This is a genomic window from Streptomyces sp. ICC1, from assembly GCF_003287935.1.
Taxonomy (GTDB): Bacteria; Actinomycetota; Actinomycetes; order Streptomycetales; family Streptomycetaceae; genus Streptomyces; species Streptomyces tritrimontium.
Genome location: NZ_CP030287.1, coordinates 381,666 through 401,010, shown reverse-complemented (window position 1 = coordinate 401,010; position 19,345 = coordinate 381,666). Strand labels below are relative to the sequence as shown.

The following is a 19,345-nucleotide window of genomic DNA, read 5'->3' as shown; positions in this document are numbered from 1 at the left end:
CATCCCTTTCGTGGCGGTTGCGGCCTTGCTCGCGAGTAGGCCCACCCACGGGCCTCCAACGGGTCGAGACTCCGCCAAAAATACCCCCGGGGGTACTAATGCTACGCTCGATATATACCCCCGGGGGTAATTCTCGCGAGAAGGAGCGACAGCGTGTTCTTCATCGACACCCTTGACCTGGAAGGGCTCGGCAACCGCAGCTACCTGGCAGGCGGTGCCCACGCGGCCGTGGCGGTGGACCCGCCGCGCGACATCGACCAGGTGCTAGCCGCGGCGGCCCGACGAGGGGTGCGGATCTCCCATGTAGTGGAGACCCACATCCACAACGACTACGTCACCGGCGGCCTGGATCTGGCACGCCTCACCGGCGCGGACTACCTGGTGCCGGCCACGGCCCGGGTGTCCTTCGCCCGCACCCCCGTCCATGACGGCGACACCGTCACGGTGGACGAGGGCATCACACTGCGAGCGCTGGCCACCCCCGGGCACACCCCGCACCACACCTCCTACGTCCTGGAGGAGCAGGGCGCGGCCGTCGCCGTGTTCACCGGGGGTTCCCTGCTGATCGGGACGGTCGGGCGACCCGACCTGGTGGAGCCGCGCCTGACCGAGGAGCTGGCCCGCGCCCAGCACGCCTCCGCGCACCGGCTGGCCGCCGAACTCCCGGACGAAACCGAAGTGCTGCCCACCCACGGGTTCGGAAGCTTCTGCTCCTCGGCCCAGGCGGACGGAAACGCCAGCACCATCGGCAAGGAGAAGGCGGGAAACGACGCCCTCGTCCAGGACATCGACGCCTTCGTCTCCGCCCTGCTGGCCGGGCTCGACGACGTACCCGCGTACTACGCCCACATGGGACCGGCCAACGCCGCGGGACCGGCTCCGGTCGACCTGACCACACCTCCCGTGGCGGACGCCGCCGACATCGCGGCCCGCCTGGCGGCCGGGGAATGGGTGGTCGACCTGCGCAACCGCATCGCATTCGCCCAGGGGCACGTCGCGGGGGCCTTCAACTTCGAGGCCGACGGGAAGCTCGCCACCTACCTCGCGTGGCTGATCCCCTGGGGCAAGCCCGTCACCCTCCTCGCCGAATCCCCCGAGCAGCTGGCGAAGGCGCAGCGCGAACTGGCCCGGGTCGGTATCGACCGGCCGGCCGCCGCGGCTACCGGAGAGCCCGCCGATTGGCTTCCGGAGGGCGAGGATCCGCGGAGCTTCCCGCGGGCCACGTTCGCCGACCTCGCCGCCCTGGACCCGTACGAGCACCGGATCGTGCTGGACGTGCGGCGGGACTCCGAGCGGGCGGAGGGCTGGATCAAGGGCTCGGTACACATCCCTGTCCACCAGCTCCACCGGCGCCAGGACGAAGTTCCGGACGGAGTGGTGTGGGTGCACTGCGCGGGCGGAATGCGCGCGGGCATCGCAGCCTCCTTGCTCGACGCCGCCGGGCGCGACGTCGTGGCCGTCGACGACTCCTTCGACGCCGCCCGGAGCGCAGGCCTCCAGGTGGTCAGCGGGTTCGGCGGCCTCGGCGGCTGACGACTCGCCCTCCCCACTTCCGACGAGAGAAAGACCCGCAGATGTCCCTCTTCCGCCGCGGCCCCGCCCGCGTGACTCCGACCCAGGCCCATCAGGGCACGCGCGACGAGGGCGCCGTCCTGCTCGACGTACGCGAGCGCGCCGAGTGGACCGCCGGACACGCACCCGGGGCCGTACACGCCCCGCTCTCCGCCCTGATGACCAGTGACGGCCTGCCCCCGGCCGCCCAGGGCCGGCCACTGGTGGTGATCTGCCGTTCCGGGCACCGCTCCCAACGGGCCGTGAAGCTCCTGACCGCGCGCGGGGCGGACGCGGCCGACGTCAGGGGCGGCATGAGCGCCTGGGCAGCGGCCGGGCTGCCGGTTGTCGACGACCGTGGAAACAGCGGCTCGATAGCGTGAGCACGCTCCTCCTCGCCCTGATCGCAGGAGCGGTCATCGGCCTCGCACTCGGGGCTCTCGGGGGTGGCGGCAGTGTGCTCGCGGTCCCGGCCCTGATCTACCTGCTCGGCTTCACCCCGGCCGCCGCCACCACGGCGTCGCTGATCATCGTCACCGCCACATCCGCGACCGCTCTCTACGCCCACGCCACCTCCGGCAACGTCCGCTGGAAAACCGGCGCCCTCTTCGCAGCCGCCGGCATACTCCCCGCCATGGCGGCGGCCACCCTCGCCGCACGGCTGCCCGGACAGGTGCTGACCGGCGCGTTCGCGGCCATCGCGGGCGTCGCTGCCCTGCGCATGCTCAAACCTCCCCAAGCCGAGAAGGAGTTCCGCCCGGTACAGCCGGTACGGGCCGCCGGAGCCGGCGCGGGCCTGGGCGCGATCACCGGATTCCTGGGCGTCGGCGGCGGATTCCTCGCCGTCCCCACCCTCGTGGGAGTCCTGGGCCTGCGCATGCGGACAGCCGTCGGCACCAGCCTGCTCGTCATCACCGTCAACTCACTCGCCGCGCTCACCGCCCGCACCGGCAGCGCCGCACCTCTGCACTGGGCGGTCATCGCACCCTTCACCGGCGCCGCGATCCTCGGCGCCTGGGACGGGAAGCGCCTCGCCGCCAAGATCACGGGCCCCACCCTGCAACGGACCTTCGCCGTCACACTGCTGGCCGTCGCGGCCTTCATGCTCACCGACGCGATCCGCTGACACCACAGCCGCCCCACGGCACACCCCAAGCTCACCCGGCGCCCGCTCCCGGCCCCGGCCGACACCCAGGAGGGACCACTCCGCCATGACCACCCCCCACACCCTCAACTCCGCCCAGGCCCGCACCCGTCTGCACGAGCTCACCATCCTCGACGTCCGCACCCCCGGCGAATACGCCGCAGGCCACCTGCCCGGCGCCCTGAACATCCCCCTCGACCAGCTCTCACGCGCCCTGCCCGACATCCGTCACGCCGCCGACCGCGGCGACATCCTCGTCGTCTGCGCCTCCGGAGCACGCTCCGACCGCGCCTGCACGACGCTCGCCGAGCACGGCATCAGCACCGCCACCCTCACCGGGGGCACCGGCGCCTGGGCAGCCGCCGGCCACGACCTCCACCACCCCGAGCCCCCCTCCCGGACCACGTGGGGCATGGAGCGCCAGGTCCGCCTGACCGCCGGCGCCCTCGTCCTCGCAGGCCTCGCACTCGGACTGATCCACCCCGCCTTCCAGCTCATCTCCGCCGCGGTCGCCGGCGGCCTGGCCCTCTCCGCCCTCACCAACACCTGCGGCATGGCAGCCATCCTCGCCAAGCTCCCCCACAACCGCCCCCACCAAGGCGACCTAGATGCCGCACTCGCGGCCCTCCGCAAGCACTCACCCCCACATATACCCCCTGGGGTACCATGAGGGGACAGCACACGAACCAGGAGGCACCCGGTGAAGGTCGACGAAGCAGCGGTCAGCTCAGTCCTCAACCGTCTGCGCCGCGCCCAGGGACAGCTCGCCGGAGTCATCGCCATGATCGAAGCCGGCCGTGACTGCAAGGACGTCGTCACCCAGCTCGCCGCGGTCTCCAAGGCGCTCGACCGCGCCGGCTTCAAAATCGTCGCCAGCGGCATGCGTCAGTGCATGAACAACGCCGACGGAACCCAGCCCCCCATGACCGAGGAAGAACTCGAGAAGCTCTTCCTCGCCCTGGCCTGAGGGCCATGCGGAAGACGGCCTGACCGCACGGGCGGGTCAGGCCGTCTCGCCATTTCGTGCACCGGTTCGCGCCCAAGACTGCTGGAGGAGCGCGACAGGAGCCGCCGGCCGCCGAGAGCCTCTGCCTACGAGAGTGCACCCGAAACGTTGCCCAGGCTCTCCAAAACCGGGAGCCAGGTCAGGCCTTCTTGACCACGCTCGACTTGAGCTGCATGGCACCGAATCCGTCGATCTTGCAGTCGATGTCGTGGCCGTCGACCCCGTCGACCAGACGGATGTTGCGCACCTTGGTGCCCGCCTTGATCCCCGACGGACTGCCCTTGACCTTGAGGGCCTTGACGACGGTCACGGTGTCACCGTCGCTCAGCGCGTTCCCGACGGCATCCTTGATCACCCGCTCGCCCGAGGCGCTCTCGTCATCCGTCCCGGTCGCAGCGGGAACCCACTCGTGGGCGCACTCCGGGCAGACCATCAGCGCGTTCATCTCGTAGGTGTACTCGCTGGAGCACTTCGGGCACGGGGGCAGACTCGCCGTCATCTGTTCTGTCCTAGCTCGGTACGTACACGCGGGGCTCGAGGCACCCGCGCCATGGTGAGCCGAGGATATCCTAATTGCAAACTTCTGCAATTCCTTACGTCCTCAAGGCGCTGGCACGCGAGCGCTGGAGGATCGGAGGGCGCAGGTGCTCGTTCCACCACATCATCAGGCAACGGCCGCGCTCCCCGGCACGACCGGGGAAACATTCCACGCCCAGGCCACGGATCCACTCCAGGGCGACCGACGCCGGCACGGAACCCGCCGGAGGGGCCCCGCCGACGGGGGATGCGGCGGGGCCCACGCCGTGACGTTACAGCCTTCGACATGGGAACAGCCGCAGAATCCACGAATTGCAAAGTTATGCAATTTCGTAGATGCTGTGCTGGCTGCGCCCGTAGGTAGCCACGGGCACAGCACCAGCCACTTCCCCGGCGCCCGGGGCGATGAGAAGGATGCGAGACCATGCCTGTTCCCCTGTATCAGGCCAAGGCCGACTTCTTCCGCATGCTCGGGCACCCCGTACGGATAAGGGTCCTGGAGCTGTTGCAGGACGGGCCGATGCCGGTACGGGACATCCTGGCCTCGATCGAGGTCGAGCCCTCGGCGTTGTCCCAGCAACTCGCGGTGCTGCGCCGCTCGGGAATCGTGACCTCGGTCCGTGACGGCTCGACGGTGGTCTACGAGCTCGCGGGCGGGGACGTCGCGCAGCTGATGCGGGCGGCCCGGCGGATTCTGACCGAGGTGCTGACCGGACAGAGTGAGCTCCTGGAGGAGCTGCGCGAGTCCGAGGTCCCCGCACAGTGAATACCGTGCTGACCACCGGACTCGACCGGGTCCGCTCCTTGATGCCGACCCGGGGCGACTTCGCGGTGATGCGCCGAAACCCCCGCGGGAATCTCCTGGCCGGTCTCACCGTCGCGATCGTCGCTCTGCCGCTCGCGCTCGGCTTCGGGGTCTCCTCCGGGCTCGGCGCCGAGGCCGGGCTTGCCACCGCCGTGGTCGCGGGCGCGCTCGCCGCACTGTTCGGCGGGTCCAACCTTCAGGTGTCGGGGCCCACGGGTGCGATGACGGTGGTTCTGGTGCCGATCGTCGCCCAGTACGGGCCCGGCGGGGTGCTGACCGTCGGGCTGATGGCCGGTGTCCTCCTGATCGCCTTGGCGCTGATGAAGGCCGGGCAGTACATGCGCTACGTGCCGGCGCCGGTCGTCGAGGGCTTCACCCTCGGAATCGCCTGCGTGATCGGACTTCAGCAGATACCGAGCGCGCTCGGGGTGCCCAAGCCGGACGGCGAGAAGGTCCTCGCCGTCGCCTGGCGGGCCGTCGTCGAGTTCGCGCACGCCCCGAACTGGACGGCCATCGCGCTCTCACTCGGCGTCGCGACCGTGATGATGCTCGGCGCCCGCTGGCGGCCCACCGTCCCGTTCTCCATCGTGGCGGTCATCGCCGCGACCGTGATCGCGCAGGTCTTCCGTCTGGACGCGGCGGCCCCCATCGGCAAGCTGCCGTCCGGGCTGCCCGCGCCCTCCCTGGCCTTCCTCGACCCGTCCACGCTGGGGTCGCTTCTCGCACCCGCGATCGCGGTGGCCGCGCTGGCCGCGCTGGAGTCGCTGCTGTCGGCGACGGTCGCGGACGGGATGACGGTGGGGCAGAAGCACGACCCGGACAAGGAGCTGTTCGGGCAGGGCATCGCGAACCTTGCCGCCCCGCTGTTCGGCGGCGTACCGGCCACCGCGGCGATAGCCCGTACGGCGGTCAACGTCCGCACCGGCGCCTCCTCCCGGCTCGCCGCCCTGACGCATGCCGCCGTGCTCGCGGTGATCGTGTTCGCTGCCGCACCCCTGGTCTCCAAGATCCCGCTCGCCGCCCTGGCGGGGGTGCTGCTGGCGACCGCGATCCGGATGGTCGAGGTCGGCTCGCTCCGGGCGATGGTGAAGGCGACCCGCTCGGACGCCGTCGTGCTGGTACTGACGGCGGCCGCCACCTTGGTCCTCGATCTCGTCTACGCGGTGATCATCGGCCTCGTCGTGGCCGGGGCACTCGCCCTGAAGGCGGTCGCGAACCAGGCGCGGATGGACCAGGTGGATTTCCGCCCGGACCTGCCCGGCGAACACAGCGACGAGGAGCACGCGCTGCTGGCCGAGCACATCGTCGCCTACCGCATCGACGGGCCCGTCTTCTTCGCCGGCGCGCACCGCTTCCTGCTGGAGCTGTCGGAGGTCTCCGACGTGAAGGTGGTGATCCTGCGCATGTCCCGCGTCACCACGATGGACGCCACCGGCGCACTCGTGCTGAAGGACGCGGTCCAGAAGCTGACCCGGCGTGGCATCGCCGTCATGACGTCCGGCATCCGGCCCGGTCAGCGCCAGGCACTCGAGGCCGTCGGTGCACTCGACCTGCTGCGGCACGCGGGCCGGGAGTACGCCACCACGCCCGAGGCGATCGCCGGAGCCCGCAAACATCTGGAACAGGCAGGGCTGCTGCCTCTCAAGCACCATCCGCACCGTATCCGGAAGGCCGCACGATGACCGTCCCCGGCGAACGCCTCATGATCGATGTCTCCGGCACCGAGGCCCTGTGGCTCCTCGAAGGCTCTGCCCAAGGACGCCTGGTCTACGTCCAGCGCGAGCACGCTCTCGTCCGCCCGGCCACCCACGTCCTGGAGTACGGGCGCCTGATCGTCCGCACGCCCGTGCAGGCCGCGGCGATCCCCGGCAGGGCGGTGCTGACCTATCACGCGGACGAGATCCGCACCCCGACCGGCACCGGATGGACGGTGACGGCCCACGGCCCCGCCGACATCATCACGGACCCGGACGAGGCCGCGCACTACCGGCGGACGCTGTCCGGCTGGGCCCACGGCCCGCACGACACGCTGCTGCGCATCCACCCGCAGCAGGTGTCGGGGTTCCGTCTCGCCCGCCCCGTTCAGGGGGCCGGGCGGTGAGCGTCGAGGTCCGGACGATGCCCTACCGGCACGTGCTGAACGTGCCCGCCACGGGCTCGGCCGTACGTATCGCCCGGGAGACGGCCGAACTGGTGCTGGTCGAGTGCGGTGCGGGCCTGCGGCATCCGAGCGTCGGGCCGGGGCTGCTGATCCTGGCCGAGCTGGTCACCAACAGCGTCCGCCACGCCGCCGTACTGTCGCCGACGATCACCGTGACCTTCGCACACGGGGCGGGTGCGTTCGCGTTCGCCGTCCACGACCGTCACCCGTATCAGCCGGCCCTCTTCGGGGCGCTGGCCACGGCTCCGGGCAGCGGGCTGGCCACCGTCGTCGAGATGACGATGGAGCTTGGCGGGACCGCAGTGCTCCGGCCGGATGCGGACGGGCGCGGCAAGAGCATCTGGATCACCCTTCCCCTGTGAGACCTGAGGAAATGACGATGACGATCGAGTGGCGCTACACCACCCACCCCGGCCTGGGGGTCCTGTCCCTGGCCGGACACCTCGGCTCGGATGCGATCGCGCGCTTCACCGGCGCGATCGGGTGGGTCCTGGCCCGCGGCACCGGACCGGTCGTCCTCGACCTGAGCGGACTGCTCGGCTGGTCGGTGGGCGGACAACTCGCCGTCGCCCAGGCGGCCCGCCGGCTCGCCGAGGAGGGGCGGCCCCTGGAACTCGCCTCGATCCCCGCGGACGGCTCCCTCGTCCCCGACGGCTCCTGCCCGCCGATCCCCGTCCACTGCGACCTGCCCTCCGCGCTGGCCGCCCACCACGCGGTGGGCGACGAGCAGCGCCAATGGAGCAGCGACCAGTGGCCGGCCGAGGGGGCCTGCTCCACGGGGACCGCGTTCGTCACGAAGGGCTGACGACGAAAGCCCTCCGCGGGGGGGGCGAACGTCACAAAGACAGGCCGCCCTGCGCCAGGAGTTGCGCTGATCTGCAATTGTGGAGGTCACAAGGTGTGTAGGGGCGAAAGGACGCCCCCTACGGCGAAACGGTTCTGGGTGGATGCGATGGGCAGTCGAGGCAGGGGTACCCAAGTGAGCGCACCGCTGTACCAGCTCAAGGCGGAGTTCTTCAAAACACTGGGCCACCCGGTCCGCATCCGCGTTCTGGAGCTGCTCAGTGTGCGTGAGCACGCGGTCGCCGAGCTGCTGCCCGAGGTCGGCGTCGAAGCCGCGAGCCTGTCCCAACAGCTCGCGGTCCTACGCAAGGCCAACCTGGTGATCACCCGCCGCGAAGGCGCGAACGTGTACTACCGGCTCACCAGCGACGAGGTCGTAGAGCTGCTGCGAGTTGCTCGCAGCATCCTCTCCGGTGTCCTTCAAGGTCAGGCCGAACTGCTCGCCGACCTTCGCGCCAACAGCCCCCGATAGCACGGGGCCATGAACGGCGGCCGTCTCCCGTAGCGCGGGGTTCATCGCGCTTCTGACACCGGGAGACGGCCGCTTCCTACTTCTGTGCGTGCTGGCCCAGGAAGAACAGCAGCCACACGAACCCGGCGAACAGGTGCGTGCCGGCGATATAGAAGAAGGCACGCAGGGCGACACCCTTCGCCAGCCACCTCTCGTGCTTCGCCGCCGCGCTCTCCTCGGGTTTGCCGTCGATCACGAGTCCTCTCCGTTCCCCGGTGTCCAGGGCATCCTGCGGGTGCGCGTACGGGCGCACGAGGACCTGCCTGCCGTACTGCCCGGCCTCCTCGACGATGCCCGCGACCTCACCCGCCTCGACGGTACGGGCATCGGCATCGCCGACGTTGCCGGGATAGGTGATCCGATACAGCTGGGCGTCTGGTCTGTGACTGCTGATCACGGGGTTCCTTCCGGCAGGATGAAGCGGACCACGATGGCCTTGCCGTGCTCGCCCGCGGGCTCCACGCGGACGTCGCCGCCGTACGTACGGGCCAGTTCGGCCACGATGCGCAACCCCTGCTGCTCTCCAGGCCGAACAGCACGAGCGACCGCTCGGTGCGCTCGCGTGCGGACCGCACCGAGCCCGGCACCAGCGGCACCGTCCACGCATGCCTGCGCGTCGGCGCCTGCCCGCTCGAACGGCGGACCATCACCGTGCGACCGGCCGACTCGGCGCCGCCGCCGGGCTCACCGGCTGCCCTCGTCGCCCGTGGCCACGCCGTGATCGTGGGCCACACGCAGCGCGTCCTCCAGCTCGTCCGAGGCCTGCGCCTCTTCGAAGGCATCATCAGCCTCCCGCGCAGCCGCGAGACGAGCCCGCGCCACCCGGACCCGCTCCAGCGCCGCTTCCGCGAACCCAGCCACACCGCAACCCCCGTCCAACCAATTGGAAACTAGTAAATTGCATAACTCTGCAAGTCTAGCGGCTGCGAGTGCGACGCAAACCGCGTCGCGGGCGGAGGTCAGTGGATGCGGTGCACCCGCTGGCTGGTGAGTTCGTACCGGGCTCCGACCACCGCCAGCCCCTTCCCCGCGATCCTCGGAGACAGGGCGGGCTCGACGGCCAGACGAGACCGAACCAGCCGCACGTTCTCAGTGATCGCCGCATCGACACGGGCGGCCCCCGTCAGCGTGCGGTCGATAGCGGGACGGACCTGATCAGCCAGGTACTGCATGTGCCCGGGCAGCCGTTCCCCACTCTCGGCCGCCTGGACAGCAGCAGTGACGGCCCCGCACGACTGGTGCCCCAGGACCACGACCAGCGGGATGGCCAACTCCAACACCCCGTACGCGATGCTCCCGAGGACCGCTTCGTCCAGGACCTCGCCGGCCGAGCGCACGGTCAGCAGGTCGCCCAGGCCCTGATCGAAGACCAGTTCCGGAGGCACGCGGGAATCGACGCAGCCCAGGATCACGGCGAAGGGATGCTGCCCCGCGGCCAGCGCCTGCCGCACGGCCCGCGTCCGGTCGGGATGTCGCTCATGGAACGTCCGCCAGCGCCGGTTGCCTGCGGCGAGTTCCCCCAGCGCGGACTCAGGGGTGGCGGACCGCGGGCCGTTCAACCTGGTGGTGACGGTCGACGTCGCCGGCGAACCGGAGACCAGTCCGGCGCCCACGGCCACCGCTCCCGTCAGCGCGGCCCGAACGAACCGCCGCCGCCCCACCAACCCATGAAGCTCAGCATCGACAGTCATGCCGGACCAAGCTAGACGCGCCCAGGAGCGGCTGGGCTCGTGCCATCGCAGCTTGGCCCGACCTTGGGCAAATCTTGGACAAGCGGACTACCGGTCGGCAGAGCAGGCTGCACGAAGCAGACCTGAAAGGCGAAACGAATCACCGGACGAACAGAGCGGACGTCGCCCAGTGGCACGGACTCCAAGGCTGCCGCCCCCTCCTGCGCCCCACCCAGTGGGTAGCAGTGCGCCCACCACGGCGATCACCACCCCGGCCAGCGCCAGCGCCTCCAGCGGCACGGAGCCCCTCAGTTTGGATGGCGCCTTCCAGCAGCCCCCACGGAATCGCAGCGACTGCGTTCTGCCAGTTGCGGTACCCCGTCCTGTGGAGGTTCAGGAACTGGTGGCGCCAGCCTGGTGCTTGAGTTGGCAGTGGACGTCGACGATGCCCTCGACGGAGTGGGCGAGGCGTTCGGCCAGGGGGATCAGGTCGCCGTCGCGGACCCGTCCGGTCAGGGTGGCGATCCCTTGGGTCACGGTGACCTTGACGGCTTCGTGGGAGAGGGGGAAGAGGCGGTCGACTACGGTGCGGCGGATCTCGGTGGCGAGTTCCTAGTCGGTGCGGAGGAAGACCTTGAGGAGGTCGGCGCGGCTGACGATGCCCTGGAGGGTGCCGTCGGCGTCGACGACCGGGAGGCGCTTGATGTGGCGGTCGGCCATGAGGTGGGCGGCCCGAGAGAGAGTGGCGTCGGGGCGGATCGTGACGGCCGGGGTGGTCATCATGTTCTCGGCGCGGGTGGAGCCGGCCTTGGCGGTGTCGCCGAGGCGGCGCATCTGCTCGATCAGGCCCGGGCGGTGCTCGTGGAACTCCTCCTTGGGCAGGAGGTCGGCCTCGGAGACCACGCCGACTACGTGACCCTCGCCCTCGATGACGGGTAGGGCGGTCACCTTCCACCGCTCCATCGCGGTGACGATGTCCTTGAAGCCGGTCGAGGGGGTGACGGCGATGACCTTGGTGGTCATGACGTCGGCGACGGTGTACGGGGTGGAGGTCATGGCGGGGTCCTCAGCGTGCGTGGGCGAGCGGGGTGCCGCTTCCGTGAGGGGCGAACAGGTCGAGGAGCCGGGTGCGGGCGGAGTCGAGCCGGTCGGCGATGACCGCGCCCACGGCGACGAAGACGGAGCGGCCGACGGCCGAGTCCTCGTTGCACAGCTGGCGTACGGCTGCGGCATCGAACTCCAGGGCGCGCACCGCGTGGGAGGCGGTGGCGCCGAGGTGCCAGCTGTAGGGAGGGAACATCCAGGACCAGCCGAGGAGCTCGCCGTAGCCGAGGGTGTCGATGACCACGTTCATGTGACCGGGGACGTGGGTGTCGAGGTCCACGGTGCCGCACTGGATGATCCAGAATTTCTCGGCCCGTCGGCGTTCGTTGAAGATGCGGGTGCCGGCCGGGAAGGTCACCTGGCGGGAGCGGGCGAGCAGGGCTTCGCGGGCTTCCGGTGCCATCGCTTCGAGGATGGTGTGCATGGTGCTCATGGAGTGCCTCCAACCCTTGGCATTCACCCTGCTCGGTGGGGCACCGTGGCTGGGAGGGCCGCGCGGTGCACACCGTGGGGACCGTCCGGCCCGGTCAGCGGACCAGGACGGCCTCCCCGGACTTGGGTACGACGGCCGTCCAGCCCAGCTCGTGTTCGATGCGGTCCCGCAGGGTTTCGGAGGCGGTCTCCTCGCCGTGGACGAGGTAGGTGGCATGCGGGGCGGGGGCGGCGCGCAGCCAGTCGATGATCTGGTCGGCGTCCGCGTGCGCGGAGAAGTGCGGTACGTCGGCCACCTCCGCGCGTACGGGGACGTACTCGCCGAACATCTTGAGCGTGCGGGCGCCGTCCACGAGGTCGCGGGAGCGGGTGCCGGCGGCTGCGAAGCCGACGATGACCACGGCGTTGCGGGGGTCGGGCAGGATCCGGTGGAGGTGGTGCAGGACGCGGCCGCCGGTGGCCATGCCGGCGGACGAGACGATGATCGCCGGGCCGCTGGTGTTGTTGATGTCGGTCGACTCCTGGACGGTCCGGGCGGCCAGGAAGGGCTCCGGGCTGATCGCCGCCTCGCCCTGGGCGAGGATCTCGGGACGCAGCTCGGGCGAGTGGGCCCGGACGGCGTCGCGGTAGACGTCCAGTGCCGCCAGGGCCATGGGGCTGTCGACGTAGACGGGTACGTGGCGGGGCAGGGTGCCGTCACTGCGCAGGGTGGCCAGCTCGTGCAGGACGACCTCGGTGCGGTCGATCGCGAAGGCCGGGATGACCACGGTCCCGCCACGGGACAGCGTCCGCGTGATCACCGAGGCGAATTCGCGTCGCGCGCTCTCGTGGTCGTGGCGGCGGTTGCCGTACGTCGACTCCATCAGCAGGACATCGGCGCCGGAGAACGGCTCGGGCGGCAGGAGGAGCGGGTGGCCGGGGCGGCCGAGGTCGCCGCTGACGGCGAGGGTGTGGCCGTCTTCCAGGGTCAGGTGCGTCCAGGCGGAGCCGAGGATGTGACCTCCGTGGTGCAGCATCAGCTTCGTGCCGGCCATGATCTCGATCTCACTGCCCACCGGTACCGGGTCGAAGTACTTGATCGTCTGGTCGACGTCATCGTCGTCGTAGAGCGGCTTGGCGGGGCGGTGCTTGGACCAGCCGTGCTGGTTGGCGTGCTCGGCGGCTTCCATCTGGAGGCGGGCGCTGTCGCGGAGCACGATCTCGGCGAGCCGAGTGGTGTGGGCGCTGGTCAGGATCGGGCCGCGGAAGCCGTGCCGGACCAGGCGCGGCAGGTAGCCGCAGTGGTCCAGGTGGGCGTGGGTCACCACGACAGCGTGGATGTCCGAGGCGTCGCAGGGCAGCTTGTCCCAGTTGCGACGGCGCAGGTCCGCGACACCCTGGAAGAGTCCGCAGTCGACGAGGATCCGGGCGTGGTCGCTCTCGACCAAGAACTTGCTGCCGGTGACCGTCCGCACTCCGCCGAGGAACCTCAGCAGGGCCGAGCGGGTGGAAGCTGGAGACGGGGCTGACTGGGACATGGCAGCAGCCCTCCTTTCGGAACGGATGCCGGTCTCCACCGTTGCACCGGAACGCCCTGTCCGCTGGGGACCTACCGGCCCCGGGTCGGGGCCGACCGGCCCAAGCGCGACGGGGGGACTCAGGCACAGCCTGACGGTGACCCCTCCCGCACAGCACACAGAGAGAAGGCCGCGCCATGAAGGCACTCGTCTTCCACGGGCCCGGACAGACCTCCTGGCAGGACGTCCCGGACCCCTCGATCAAGGACGCCGCCGACGCGATCGTCCGGGTCGACGCCGTCACCATCTGCGGCACCGACCTGCACATCATCAAGGGCGACGTCCCCGAAGTGACGCCCGGCCGGATCCTCGGACACGAGGCCGTCGGGACCGTCGTCGAGACCGGCGGCGACGTCCGCAGCGTCCGCCCCGGTGACCGCGTCCTGATCTCCTGCATCTCCGCGTGCGGCCGCTGCCGCTTCTGCCGTGAAGGGCGCTACGGTCAGTGCCGCGGAGGAGGAGGCTGGGTCCTGGGCCACACCATCGACGGCACTCAGGCCGAATACGTACGCGTCCCCTTCGCCGACCTCTCCGTGTACCCGCTGCCCAGCGCCCTGGCCGGCCACGACGCCGTACTGCTCGCCGACATCTTCCCGACCTCCTACGAGGTCGGCGTGCTCAACGGCAACGTGCGCCCGGGCGACACGGTCGTCGTGGTCGGTGCCGGCCCCATCGGCCTGGCCGCCATCGCCACGGCGCAGCTCTACAGCCCCGGGCGGATCATCGCCGTCGACCTCGCCGCGTCCCGGCTCGCTGCCGCGCGCGACCTTGGCGCGGATGCCACCGCGAGCGCGGACGAGGAGCCCGAGCGGCTGGTGGAGGACCTGACCGACGGGCTCGGGGCGGACGTGGTCATCGAGGCCGTCGGCGTGCCCGAGGCCTTCGAGATGTGCACCCGCATGGTCCGCCCGGGCGGCCGGGTCGCCAACATCGGCGTGCATGGCAAGCCCGCCGTCCTCCACCTCGAGGACTTGTGGATCAAGGACGTGACCATCACCACCGGTCTCGTCGACACCCACTCCACGCCCATGCTGCTGCGCATGATGGCCGCAGGCCGACTGCCCGGGGACGCGATGGTCACCCACCGCTTCGAGCTGGACCAAATGGAAGAGGCGTACGACGTCTTCTCCCGCGCCGGAGACACCGGCGCCCTCAAGGTCGTGCTCGGCGGACCGCAGCACGACGCGGTAGCCGTACCGCCCCAGGAGCAGTGAATGCCGTGAAGAGCACACCGCGCATGCACCCCCAGCAGTCCGGCGAGACGACCGGACGCACCGACCTGGGCCGCCGCCTGGCGGCCCGCCGCGAAGCCCTCGGTCTGAGCCGCGACGAACTGGGCCGGCGGTGCGGCGCCGACGGCACGTACATCGCCTACCTTGAGGAGCACGCCGCCAGTCCTGCCATCGGCACCCTCGTCCGGGTGGCCGACGCCCTCGGCCTCACCGTCGACGACCTGACCGGCGTCAACGCCCACCGCGTTGCCGGCCGATCCACCGCCCGGCGCGACAGTACGCTCGTGCCACTGGACGAGACCGAATGCCGACGGCTGCTGAACACGCACGGCGTGGGCCGCATCGCCATCTTCACCCCCGAAGGCCCGGCCGTCCTCCCCGTCAACTACCTCGTCGCAGGACCCGACATCGCCTTCCGCACCTCCGCCGAAGCCGTCACCGCCAGAGCTGCCGGAACCGAGGTCGCCTTCGAGATCGACAACATCGACGACGTGACCGCCACTGGTTGGAGCGTGCTGGCCGTGGGCGAACTGGCAGCGGTCACAGACCCGGACGAGATTCACCACCTCAGCACCACGGCCCGCTCCCAGCCCTGGGCCGGCGGACCGCGCAGCCACTGGATGAAGCTCACCCCCGCCCGCATCACCGGCCGTCGCGTGGTGCACGACTCATGAACGAACTGCGCACGGTCGTCTTCGACACCGCCGGAGTGCTCCTCGCCACGGCTGCCTCCCCGAGTGGCAGCCATCGCAGGCCGGAGCACGGTTGCGCCCGTTCGACGCCGTCCGCGAGGACCGGGACCTGGTAGACGGCAGGGCCCGTCTCGACGGCGTACGCGCCTTCCTCGCTGCCCGCCACATCGACCTCCCGCCCGGAACGCCCGAGGACCCGCCCGGGTGCGCCACCGTCCACGCGGTCGCCGCCCGCAAGGAGGCGGTCTTCTCCGCTATGCTGCGCACTGAGGGTGTCCGCGCCTTCGAGGACGTGCGGCCCGTGCTCCAGGAACTGAGGGAGAAGACGATCCGGTGCGCGGCCGTCTCGGCTTCCCGGCACGCCCGCTCCCTCTTGGAGTCCGCAGGGCTCATCGGCTACTTCGACGCCCTAGTGGACGGCCGGGACGCTGCCGCACTTGATCTTCCGGGCGAGCCCGACCCTGCCCTCTTCCTCGAAGCCGCCGGCCGTCTCGGCGCGCCCCCCGCTCACACCGCCGTGGTGGAGGACGCACTCGCCGGCGTCGAAGCGGGACACCGAGGCCGGTTCAGCCTGGTGGTGGGACTCAACCGCGAGGGCGACCCGCACATGAGGGACGCCCTGCGCGCACACGGCGCCCAGCTCGTCCTCCCCGACCTCGGCGGACTGCCCGCCGCACTCGAAGGCGGCTGCCCGTGACCACGGCCTGGAGCCGGGAGTACCAACGCTACGACCCCAAGACCGAGCGGCTGGTCGAGTCCCTGTGCACCCTGGGCAACGGCCGCTTCGCCACGCGCGGTTCAGCGCCCTAAAGCGTCGCCGGTGACATCCACTACCCGGGCACCTACCTGGCCGGCTGCTACGACCGGCTCACCTCCACCGTCGGCGGACGTACGGTCTCCAACGAGGACATGGTCCGGCTGCCGGACTGGACCGCCCTGCGGTACCGCTGCCTGCCCGAGGGCGCACCTCCCGGCGACTGGCTCACGCCCGACCACCCGCCCCTGCGCCACAGCCACGTGTCGCTGGACCTGCGCGCCGGAACGCTCACCCGCCGCATGCTCTTCCACGACGCCGAAGGCCGTCGCCTGGGCGTCACCCACACGCGCCTCGTCCACATGGGCGACCCGAACCTGGCCGCGCAGAACACGGTGTTCAGAGCGTACGGCTGGAGCGGCAGGATCGAGATCGAGTCCGTACTCGACGGCGACGTCGTCAACGCGGGAGTCGACCGCTACCGCGCCCTGGCCGGGCGGCACCTCGTCGAGCACCGGTCCGGGGTGGAGGCGGAGGGCACCGCCTGGCTCTCCTGCACTACCGCCACCTCCCGGGTACGGATCGGGCTCGCAGTCCGGACATCAGCACGACCTGTGGCACCGGTAGACCGGCTATGCACCGCCGCCACCGCCACACAGACACTCATCCTGAGACCGCTCTCCCACCTCCAGCGCCACGTGGGGTCGGCCATCGCCTGGAACGTGTGGCGGTACGGGCAGGCCACCGGCGATGCCGGATTCATGCACGGCTCGGGCGCCGAACTCCTCCTACACATGGCCCACTTCTGGGCTGACGCGGCGACGTGGGACGCCGGCCTCGGCCGCTACCGGATCCGTGGCGTCGTCGGACCGGACGAGTATCACGATGCCTACCCGGATGCCGCCGCTCCCGGCATCGACGACAACGCCTACACCAACGTCACCACCGCGTGGGTACTGGCCCGCGCCCTCGACCTGTACGGGGAACTACCGGCGGCCCGGCGCGCGGAGCTCCTCACGCATCTCGGCATCGGCCGCGACGAGCTCACCGTCTGGGAGAACGTGTCCCGCCGCCTGTACGTGCCGTTCCATCGCGACGTGATCAGCCAGTTCCACGGCTACGGGGACCTCGCCGAGCTCGACTGGGACGGCTACCGCGCCCGCTACCACGACATCCGCCGCCTGGACCGCATCCTGGAAGCCGAGGGGGACACACCCAACCGGTACCAGGCGTCCAAGCAGGCCGACACCCTCATGCTCGGCTACCTCTTCCGCCCCACAGAACTCGAACAACTCTTCCTTCGGCTCGGATACCGCCTCGACGACGGCCTCTGGGGCCGGACGGTGGACTACTACCTGCGCCGCACCTGCCACGGCTCCACGCTGAGCAGCCTCGTCCACGGCTGGGTCCTCGCCCGGGAGCAGGGCCCGGACGCTTGGCACTACTGCCAGGAAGCCCTGCTCAGTGACGTCACCGACGTCCAGGGCGGCACCACCGGCGAAGGGATCCACCTCGGTGCCATGGGCGGCACCCTCGACCTCGTCGAGCGCGGCATCGTCGGACTCGAGCCCCACGGCGACGGCCTGCACATCGACCCGGTGCCCCTCTCCGAAGTGCCCGGTTCCTCGTTCTCGGTCTCCTACCTGGGGCACCGGGACATCCGGATCCGGTTCCGGCCCGGCCGGCTCGGCATCAGCGTCCCCCCGTCACCGCTGGGCCCGGTGCCCCTGGTCCTGCCCGGCGACCGGCACGAACGCATTGGCGCAGGCCAGGATCGGTGGTTCCGGCTCCCCAAGGGCTGACACGGTAGCCACCGCGGTTCCGCGTGGCGGTGCGTTCGTGATGCGCACACTGTGGATGTATCAGCCGTTTGGAAGGGTGAACCGAATGGACAGGCAGCATGAGGCTCCGCGGATCGTGGTGGGCGTCGACGGATCGTCCTCGTCCCAGGCCGCGCTGCGCTGGGCGGTCCGGTACGCAGCGCTGGTGAGCGGGCGAGTGGAGGCGGTCGCGGCGTGGGACCTGCCCGGTGCCGCGTCGTGGTCGGCTCCGGCGGTCGACGCCACGTTCGACGAGGAGGAGGCCGAGCGGCGTCTGGTCGAGGAGGTCCGCACGGTCCTCGGTGAGGACGGTGCCTCCCGTGTGCACCAGCGCCTGGTGCGCGGCAATCCGGTCGATGTCCTGGTCGATGCGGCAGAGGGGGCGGACCTGCTGGTCGTGGGCAGCCGTGGTCGCGGCGGCTTCCGCCGGGCCCTGCTCGGTTCGGTGAGTCAGCAGGCGGCGGTCCACGCGCCGTGTCCGATCACCATCGTCCGGGCGGACGTGTCCGTCCCATAGCCCCAGCTTGACACGCCTGGCGTTCGGCCCAGCCACTCCTTCGTCTCCGCGGGCAGCCGGGCCGTCCCGGGAGCCGAGCACCATCGTGCGCGCGGGCACTTGATCGAGGCCGCGCAGGTCTACACGGTGGTCGTAGGCCATTCCGGATGGGCTGAGCTGAGGAGCAGTTTTGCGGTGACGGTGGCTGCGTCGGCGGCAGCCGCCGTCATCCCGTTTGCCAGCAGCACGTCGCATCCCTCGGCCGCTGCTGCGAGCGTGGCGAAGCCCGCGGCAACCAGATCGGATGCGAGCCGGACCGCGTCCTGCGCCGTGGGCGGCTTCGCGCCGGCGGTCACCGCCCGCACGGTGGGGCCGACAGACACCAGCGGCACCTGCGTGTACCGCCCGGCTTCGCCACGACCGCCTCGCGTACGGCATCGCCCGGATCGCCGCTTCCCGCTGGCCCGACCGGGTCGTCATCCGCACCAGCGACTTCAAGACCAACGAGTACGCCAAGCTCCTCGGCGGCCGCCCCTTCGAACCGGTGGAGGCCAGCCCGATGATCGGTTGGCGTGGTGCCAGCCGCTATTACAGCGACGGCTACCGGGAGGGCCACCATCCTTCTCGCCCAGGACTTCGCCCAGCGCTTCGACGGCTTCTCCATCGGCAGCAACGACCTCACCCAGCTCACCCCCGGCGTCGACCGCGACACCTAGGCCCTCGCCCACGTCTTCGACGAAAACGACCCGGCCGTCACCAACCTCATCCGGATCCTCCTGCCGAGGGTCCAGGCCCTGGGCCGTCCAGTGGGCCTGTGCGGACAGAGGCCCAGCGACGACCCGGCCTACGCCGCCTTCCTCGTCCGCGTCGGAATCGACTCGATCTCCGTCGCCCCGGACAGCTTCGCCGCCCTCAAGCAGCACGTCGCCGTCGAGGAGGGCCGCTTCGGGGAGGACCGAATGGCCCCCGTAGGGATCCGTCCGGCCCAAGCGGACCAGCCCGCGGCCGCGTGACAGTGGCATCAGCCCCTC

22 protein-coding genes and 3 pseudogenes are annotated in these 19,345 nt (G+C 70.8%); 18 read left to right on the top strand and 7 right to left on the bottom strand.

The features are described 5' to 3' along the window. The first annotated feature begins 153 nt into the window (after window positions 1-153). From DRB96_RS01895 to DRB96_RS01875, 5 genes are all read left to right on the top strand, one after another. Window positions 154-1,533: an MBL fold metallo-hydrolase gene (locus DRB96_RS01895; RefSeq protein WP_112446469.1), complete on the top strand. Its 1,380-nt coding sequence runs from the start codon at window positions 154-156 to the stop codon at window positions 1,531-1,533. A gap of 41 nt (window positions 1,534-1,574) precedes the next feature. Then, window positions 1,575-1,934 (top strand): rhodanese-like domain-containing protein, encoded by a 360-nt coding sequence (locus DRB96_RS01890; RefSeq protein ID WP_112446468.1) that lies wholly within the window; start codon window positions 1,575-1,577, stop codon window positions 1,932-1,934. Beyond that, complete coding sequence (locus tag DRB96_RS01885; protein ID WP_112446467.1) at window positions 1,931-2,677, top strand: sulfite exporter TauE/SafE family protein; 747 nt, start codon at window positions 1,931-1,933, stop codon at window positions 2,675-2,677. Before DRB96_RS01890 ends, DRB96_RS01885 begins: the two co-directional genes overlap by 4 nt. Window positions 2,678-2,762: 85 nt before the next feature. Next, window positions 2,763-3,365 (top strand): rhodanese-like domain-containing protein, encoded by a 603-nt coding sequence (locus DRB96_RS01880; RefSeq protein WP_112446466.1) that lies wholly within the window; start codon window positions 2,763-2,765, stop codon window positions 3,363-3,365. A 30-nt stretch (window positions 3,366-3,395) separates the two neighbouring features. Continuing rightward, a complete protein-coding gene (locus DRB96_RS01875; protein ID WP_112446465.1) occupies window positions 3,396-3,662 on the top strand; it encodes a metal-sensitive transcriptional regulator in 267 nt (88 codons plus the stop codon). Window positions 3,663-3,840: 178 nt separating this feature from the next. Here the strand turns inward: DRB96_RS01875 and DRB96_RS01870 are convergent, their stop codons facing one another. After that, window positions 3,841-4,200, bottom strand: a complete 360-nt coding sequence (locus DRB96_RS01870; protein ID WP_112446464.1) for a zinc ribbon domain-containing protein YjdM — start codon at window positions 4,198-4,200, stop codon at window positions 3,841-3,843. Window positions 4,201-4,662: 462 nt separating this feature from the next. On the opposite strand from DRB96_RS01870, the gene DRB96_RS01865 reads away from it, so the two are divergent. The 6 genes from DRB96_RS01865 (at window position 4,663) to DRB96_RS01840 (ending at window position 8,519) form a co-directional block, all read left to right on the top strand. Then, window positions 4,663-5,004 (top strand): metalloregulator ArsR/SmtB family transcription factor, encoded by a 342-nt coding sequence (locus DRB96_RS01865; RefSeq protein ID WP_112446463.1) that lies wholly within the window; start codon window positions 4,663-4,665, stop codon window positions 5,002-5,004. A 41-nt stretch (window positions 5,005-5,045) separates the two neighbouring features. Beyond that, a complete protein-coding gene (locus DRB96_RS01860) occupies window positions 5,046-6,725 on the top strand; it encodes a SulP family inorganic anion transporter (RefSeq protein ID WP_204357974.1) in 1,680 nt (559 codons plus the stop codon). After that, window positions 6,722-7,144: a pyridoxamine 5'-phosphate oxidase family protein gene (locus DRB96_RS01855; protein WP_239515958.1), complete on the top strand. Its 423-nt coding sequence runs from the start codon at window positions 6,722-6,724 to the stop codon at window positions 7,142-7,144. The genes DRB96_RS01860 and DRB96_RS01855 overlap by 4 nt, the downstream gene beginning before the upstream one ends. 17 nt (window positions 7,145-7,161) lie before the next feature. Continuing rightward, window positions 7,162-7,566, top strand: a complete 405-nt coding sequence (locus DRB96_RS01850) for an ATP-binding protein (RefSeq protein ID WP_112453145.1) — start codon at window positions 7,162-7,164, stop codon at window positions 7,564-7,566. Between the two features lie 17 nt (window positions 7,567-7,583). After that, on the top strand, window positions 7,584-8,009 hold the full coding sequence (locus DRB96_RS01845; RefSeq protein ID WP_112446462.1) for an anti-sigma factor antagonist: 426 nt from the start codon (window positions 7,584-7,586) through the stop codon (window positions 8,007-8,009). 174 nt (window positions 8,010-8,183) lie between these two features. Beyond that, a complete protein-coding gene (locus DRB96_RS01840; protein ID WP_204357614.1) occupies window positions 8,184-8,519 on the top strand; it encodes a metalloregulator ArsR/SmtB family transcription factor in 336 nt (111 codons plus the stop codon). A gap of 76 nt (window positions 8,520-8,595) precedes the next feature. On the opposite strand, the gene DRB96_RS44160 is transcribed toward DRB96_RS01840, so the two are convergent. Continuing rightward, window positions 8,596-8,751 (bottom strand): DUF6126 family protein, encoded by a 156-nt coding sequence (locus tag DRB96_RS44160; protein ID WP_239516717.1) that lies wholly within the window; start codon window positions 8,749-8,751, stop codon window positions 8,596-8,598. A gap of 359 nt (window positions 8,752-9,110) precedes the next feature. On the opposite strand from DRB96_RS44160, the gene DRB96_RS42610 reads away from it, so the two are divergent. After that, window positions 9,111-9,452 carry a hypothetical protein gene (locus tag DRB96_RS42610; RefSeq protein WP_162688425.1) on the top strand — a complete coding sequence of 114 codons (342 nt, stop codon included), beginning with the start codon at window positions 9,111-9,113 and terminating at the stop codon, window positions 9,450-9,452. Window positions 9,453-9,517: 65 nt separating this feature from the next. On the opposite strand, the gene DRB96_RS01830 is transcribed toward DRB96_RS42610, so the two are convergent. From DRB96_RS01830 to DRB96_RS01815, 4 genes and pseudogenes are all read right to left on the bottom strand, one after another. Continuing rightward, window positions 9,518-10,249, bottom strand: a complete 732-nt coding sequence (locus DRB96_RS01830) for a carbonic anhydrase (protein ID WP_112446460.1) — start codon at window positions 10,247-10,249, stop codon at window positions 9,518-9,520. Window positions 10,250-10,621: 372 nt separating this feature from the next. Continuing rightward, window positions 10,622-11,284, bottom strand: a pseudogene (locus DRB96_RS01825) (CBS domain-containing protein). 10 nt (window positions 11,285-11,294) lie between these two features. Continuing rightward, the gene (locus DRB96_RS01820; RefSeq protein WP_112446459.1) at window positions 11,295-11,765 is read right to left on the bottom strand and encodes a cyclic nucleotide-binding domain-containing protein; all 471 of its coding nucleotides are present in this window, start codon (window positions 11,763-11,765) and stop codon (window positions 11,295-11,297) included. Between the two features lie 94 nt (window positions 11,766-11,859). Continuing rightward, on the bottom strand, window positions 11,860-13,281 hold the full coding sequence (locus DRB96_RS01815; protein ID WP_112446458.1) for an MBL fold metallo-hydrolase: 1,422 nt from the start codon (window positions 13,279-13,281) through the stop codon (window positions 11,860-11,862). 176 nt (window positions 13,282-13,457) lie between these two features. On the opposite strand from DRB96_RS01815, the gene DRB96_RS01810 reads away from it, so the two are divergent. The 5 genes and pseudogenes from DRB96_RS01810 to DRB96_RS01790 all read left to right on the top strand — a co-directional run bounded on the left by DRB96_RS01810 (window position 13,458) and on the right by DRB96_RS01790 (window position 18,335). Then, window positions 13,458-14,534 (top strand): zinc-dependent alcohol dehydrogenase family protein, encoded by a 1,077-nt coding sequence (locus DRB96_RS01810; RefSeq protein ID WP_112446457.1) that lies wholly within the window; start codon window positions 13,458-13,460, stop codon window positions 14,532-14,534. A 5-nt stretch (window positions 14,535-14,539) separates the two neighbouring features. Beyond that, window positions 14,540-15,226, top strand: coding sequence for a pyridoxamine 5'-phosphate oxidase family protein (locus DRB96_RS01805; protein WP_239515959.1), 687 nt, complete (start codon window positions 14,540-14,542; stop codon window positions 15,224-15,226). A gap of 91 nt (window positions 15,227-15,317) precedes the next feature. Then, a complete protein-coding gene (locus tag DRB96_RS01800; protein WP_239515960.1) occupies window positions 15,318-15,941 on the top strand; it encodes an HAD-IA family hydrolase in 624 nt (207 codons plus the stop codon). Continuing rightward, window positions 15,938-17,800, top strand: a pseudogene (locus DRB96_RS01795) (hypothetical protein). Before DRB96_RS01800 ends, DRB96_RS01795 begins: the two are co-directional and overlap by 4 nt. Before the next feature lie 85 nt (window positions 17,801-17,885). After that, window positions 17,886-18,335, top strand: a complete 450-nt coding sequence (locus tag DRB96_RS01790; RefSeq protein ID WP_204357613.1) for a universal stress protein — start codon at window positions 17,886-17,888, stop codon at window positions 18,333-18,335. A gap of 119 nt (window positions 18,336-18,454) precedes the next feature. Here DRB96_RS01790 and DRB96_RS42605 read toward each other — a convergent pair whose 3' ends face one another. Beyond that, window positions 18,455-18,697, bottom strand: a complete 243-nt coding sequence (locus tag DRB96_RS42605) for a hypothetical protein (RefSeq protein WP_204358127.1) — start codon at window positions 18,695-18,697, stop codon at window positions 18,455-18,457. A gap of 189 nt (window positions 18,698-18,886) precedes the next feature. On the opposite strand from DRB96_RS42605, the pseudogene DRB96_RS01785 reads away from it, so the two are divergent. Further along, window positions 18,887-19,327, top strand: a pseudogene (locus tag DRB96_RS01785) (putative PEP-binding protein). The last annotated feature ends 18 nt before the right edge of the window (window positions 19,328-19,345 follow it).

Excerpts from the sequence above, each read along its gene's own strand:
- DRB96_RS01890 (WP_112446468.1), top strand. The coding sequence starts at position 1,575 with ATGTCCCTCTTCCGCCGCGGCCCCGCCCGCGTGACTCCGACCCAGGCC.
- DRB96_RS01880 (WP_112446466.1), top strand. The coding sequence starts at position 2,763 with ATGACCACCCCCCACACCCTCAACTCCGCCCAGGCCCGCACCCGTCTG.
- DRB96_RS01870 (WP_112446464.1), bottom strand. The coding sequence starts at position 4,200 with ATGACGGCGAGTCTGCCCCCGTGCCCGAAGTGCTCCAGCGAGTACACC.
- DRB96_RS01865 (WP_112446463.1), top strand. The coding sequence starts at position 4,663 with ATGCCTGTTCCCCTGTATCAGGCCAAGGCCGACTTCTTCCGCATGCTC.
- DRB96_RS01860 (WP_204357974.1), top strand. The coding sequence starts at position 5,046 with ATGCCGACCCGGGGCGACTTCGCGGTGATGCGCCGAAACCCCCGCGGG.
- DRB96_RS01855 (WP_239515958.1), top strand. The coding sequence starts at position 6,722 with ATGACCGTCCCCGGCGAACGCCTCATGATCGATGTCTCCGGCACCGAG.
- DRB96_RS01850 (WP_112453145.1), top strand. The coding sequence starts at position 7,162 with ATGCCCTACCGGCACGTGCTGAACGTGCCCGCCACGGGCTCGGCCGTA.
- DRB96_RS01845 (WP_112446462.1), top strand. The coding sequence starts at position 7,584 with ATGACGATCGAGTGGCGCTACACCACCCACCCCGGCCTGGGGGTCCTG.
- DRB96_RS01830 (WP_112446460.1), bottom strand. The coding sequence starts at position 10,249 with ATGACTGTCGATGCTGAGCTTCATGGGTTGGTGGGGCGGCGGCGGTTC.
- DRB96_RS01820 (WP_112446459.1), bottom strand. The coding sequence starts at position 11,765 with ATGAGCACCATGCACACCATCCTCGAAGCGATGGCACCGGAAGCCCGC.
- DRB96_RS01815 (WP_112446458.1), bottom strand. The coding sequence starts at position 13,281 with ATGTCCCAGTCAGCCCCGTCTCCAGCTTCCACCCGCTCGGCCCTGCTG.
- DRB96_RS01810 (WP_112446457.1), top strand. The coding sequence starts at position 13,458 with ATGAAGGCACTCGTCTTCCACGGGCCCGGACAGACCTCCTGGCAGGAC.
- DRB96_RS01790 (WP_204357613.1), top strand. The coding sequence starts at position 17,886 with ATGGACAGGCAGCATGAGGCTCCGCGGATCGTGGTGGGCGTCGACGGA.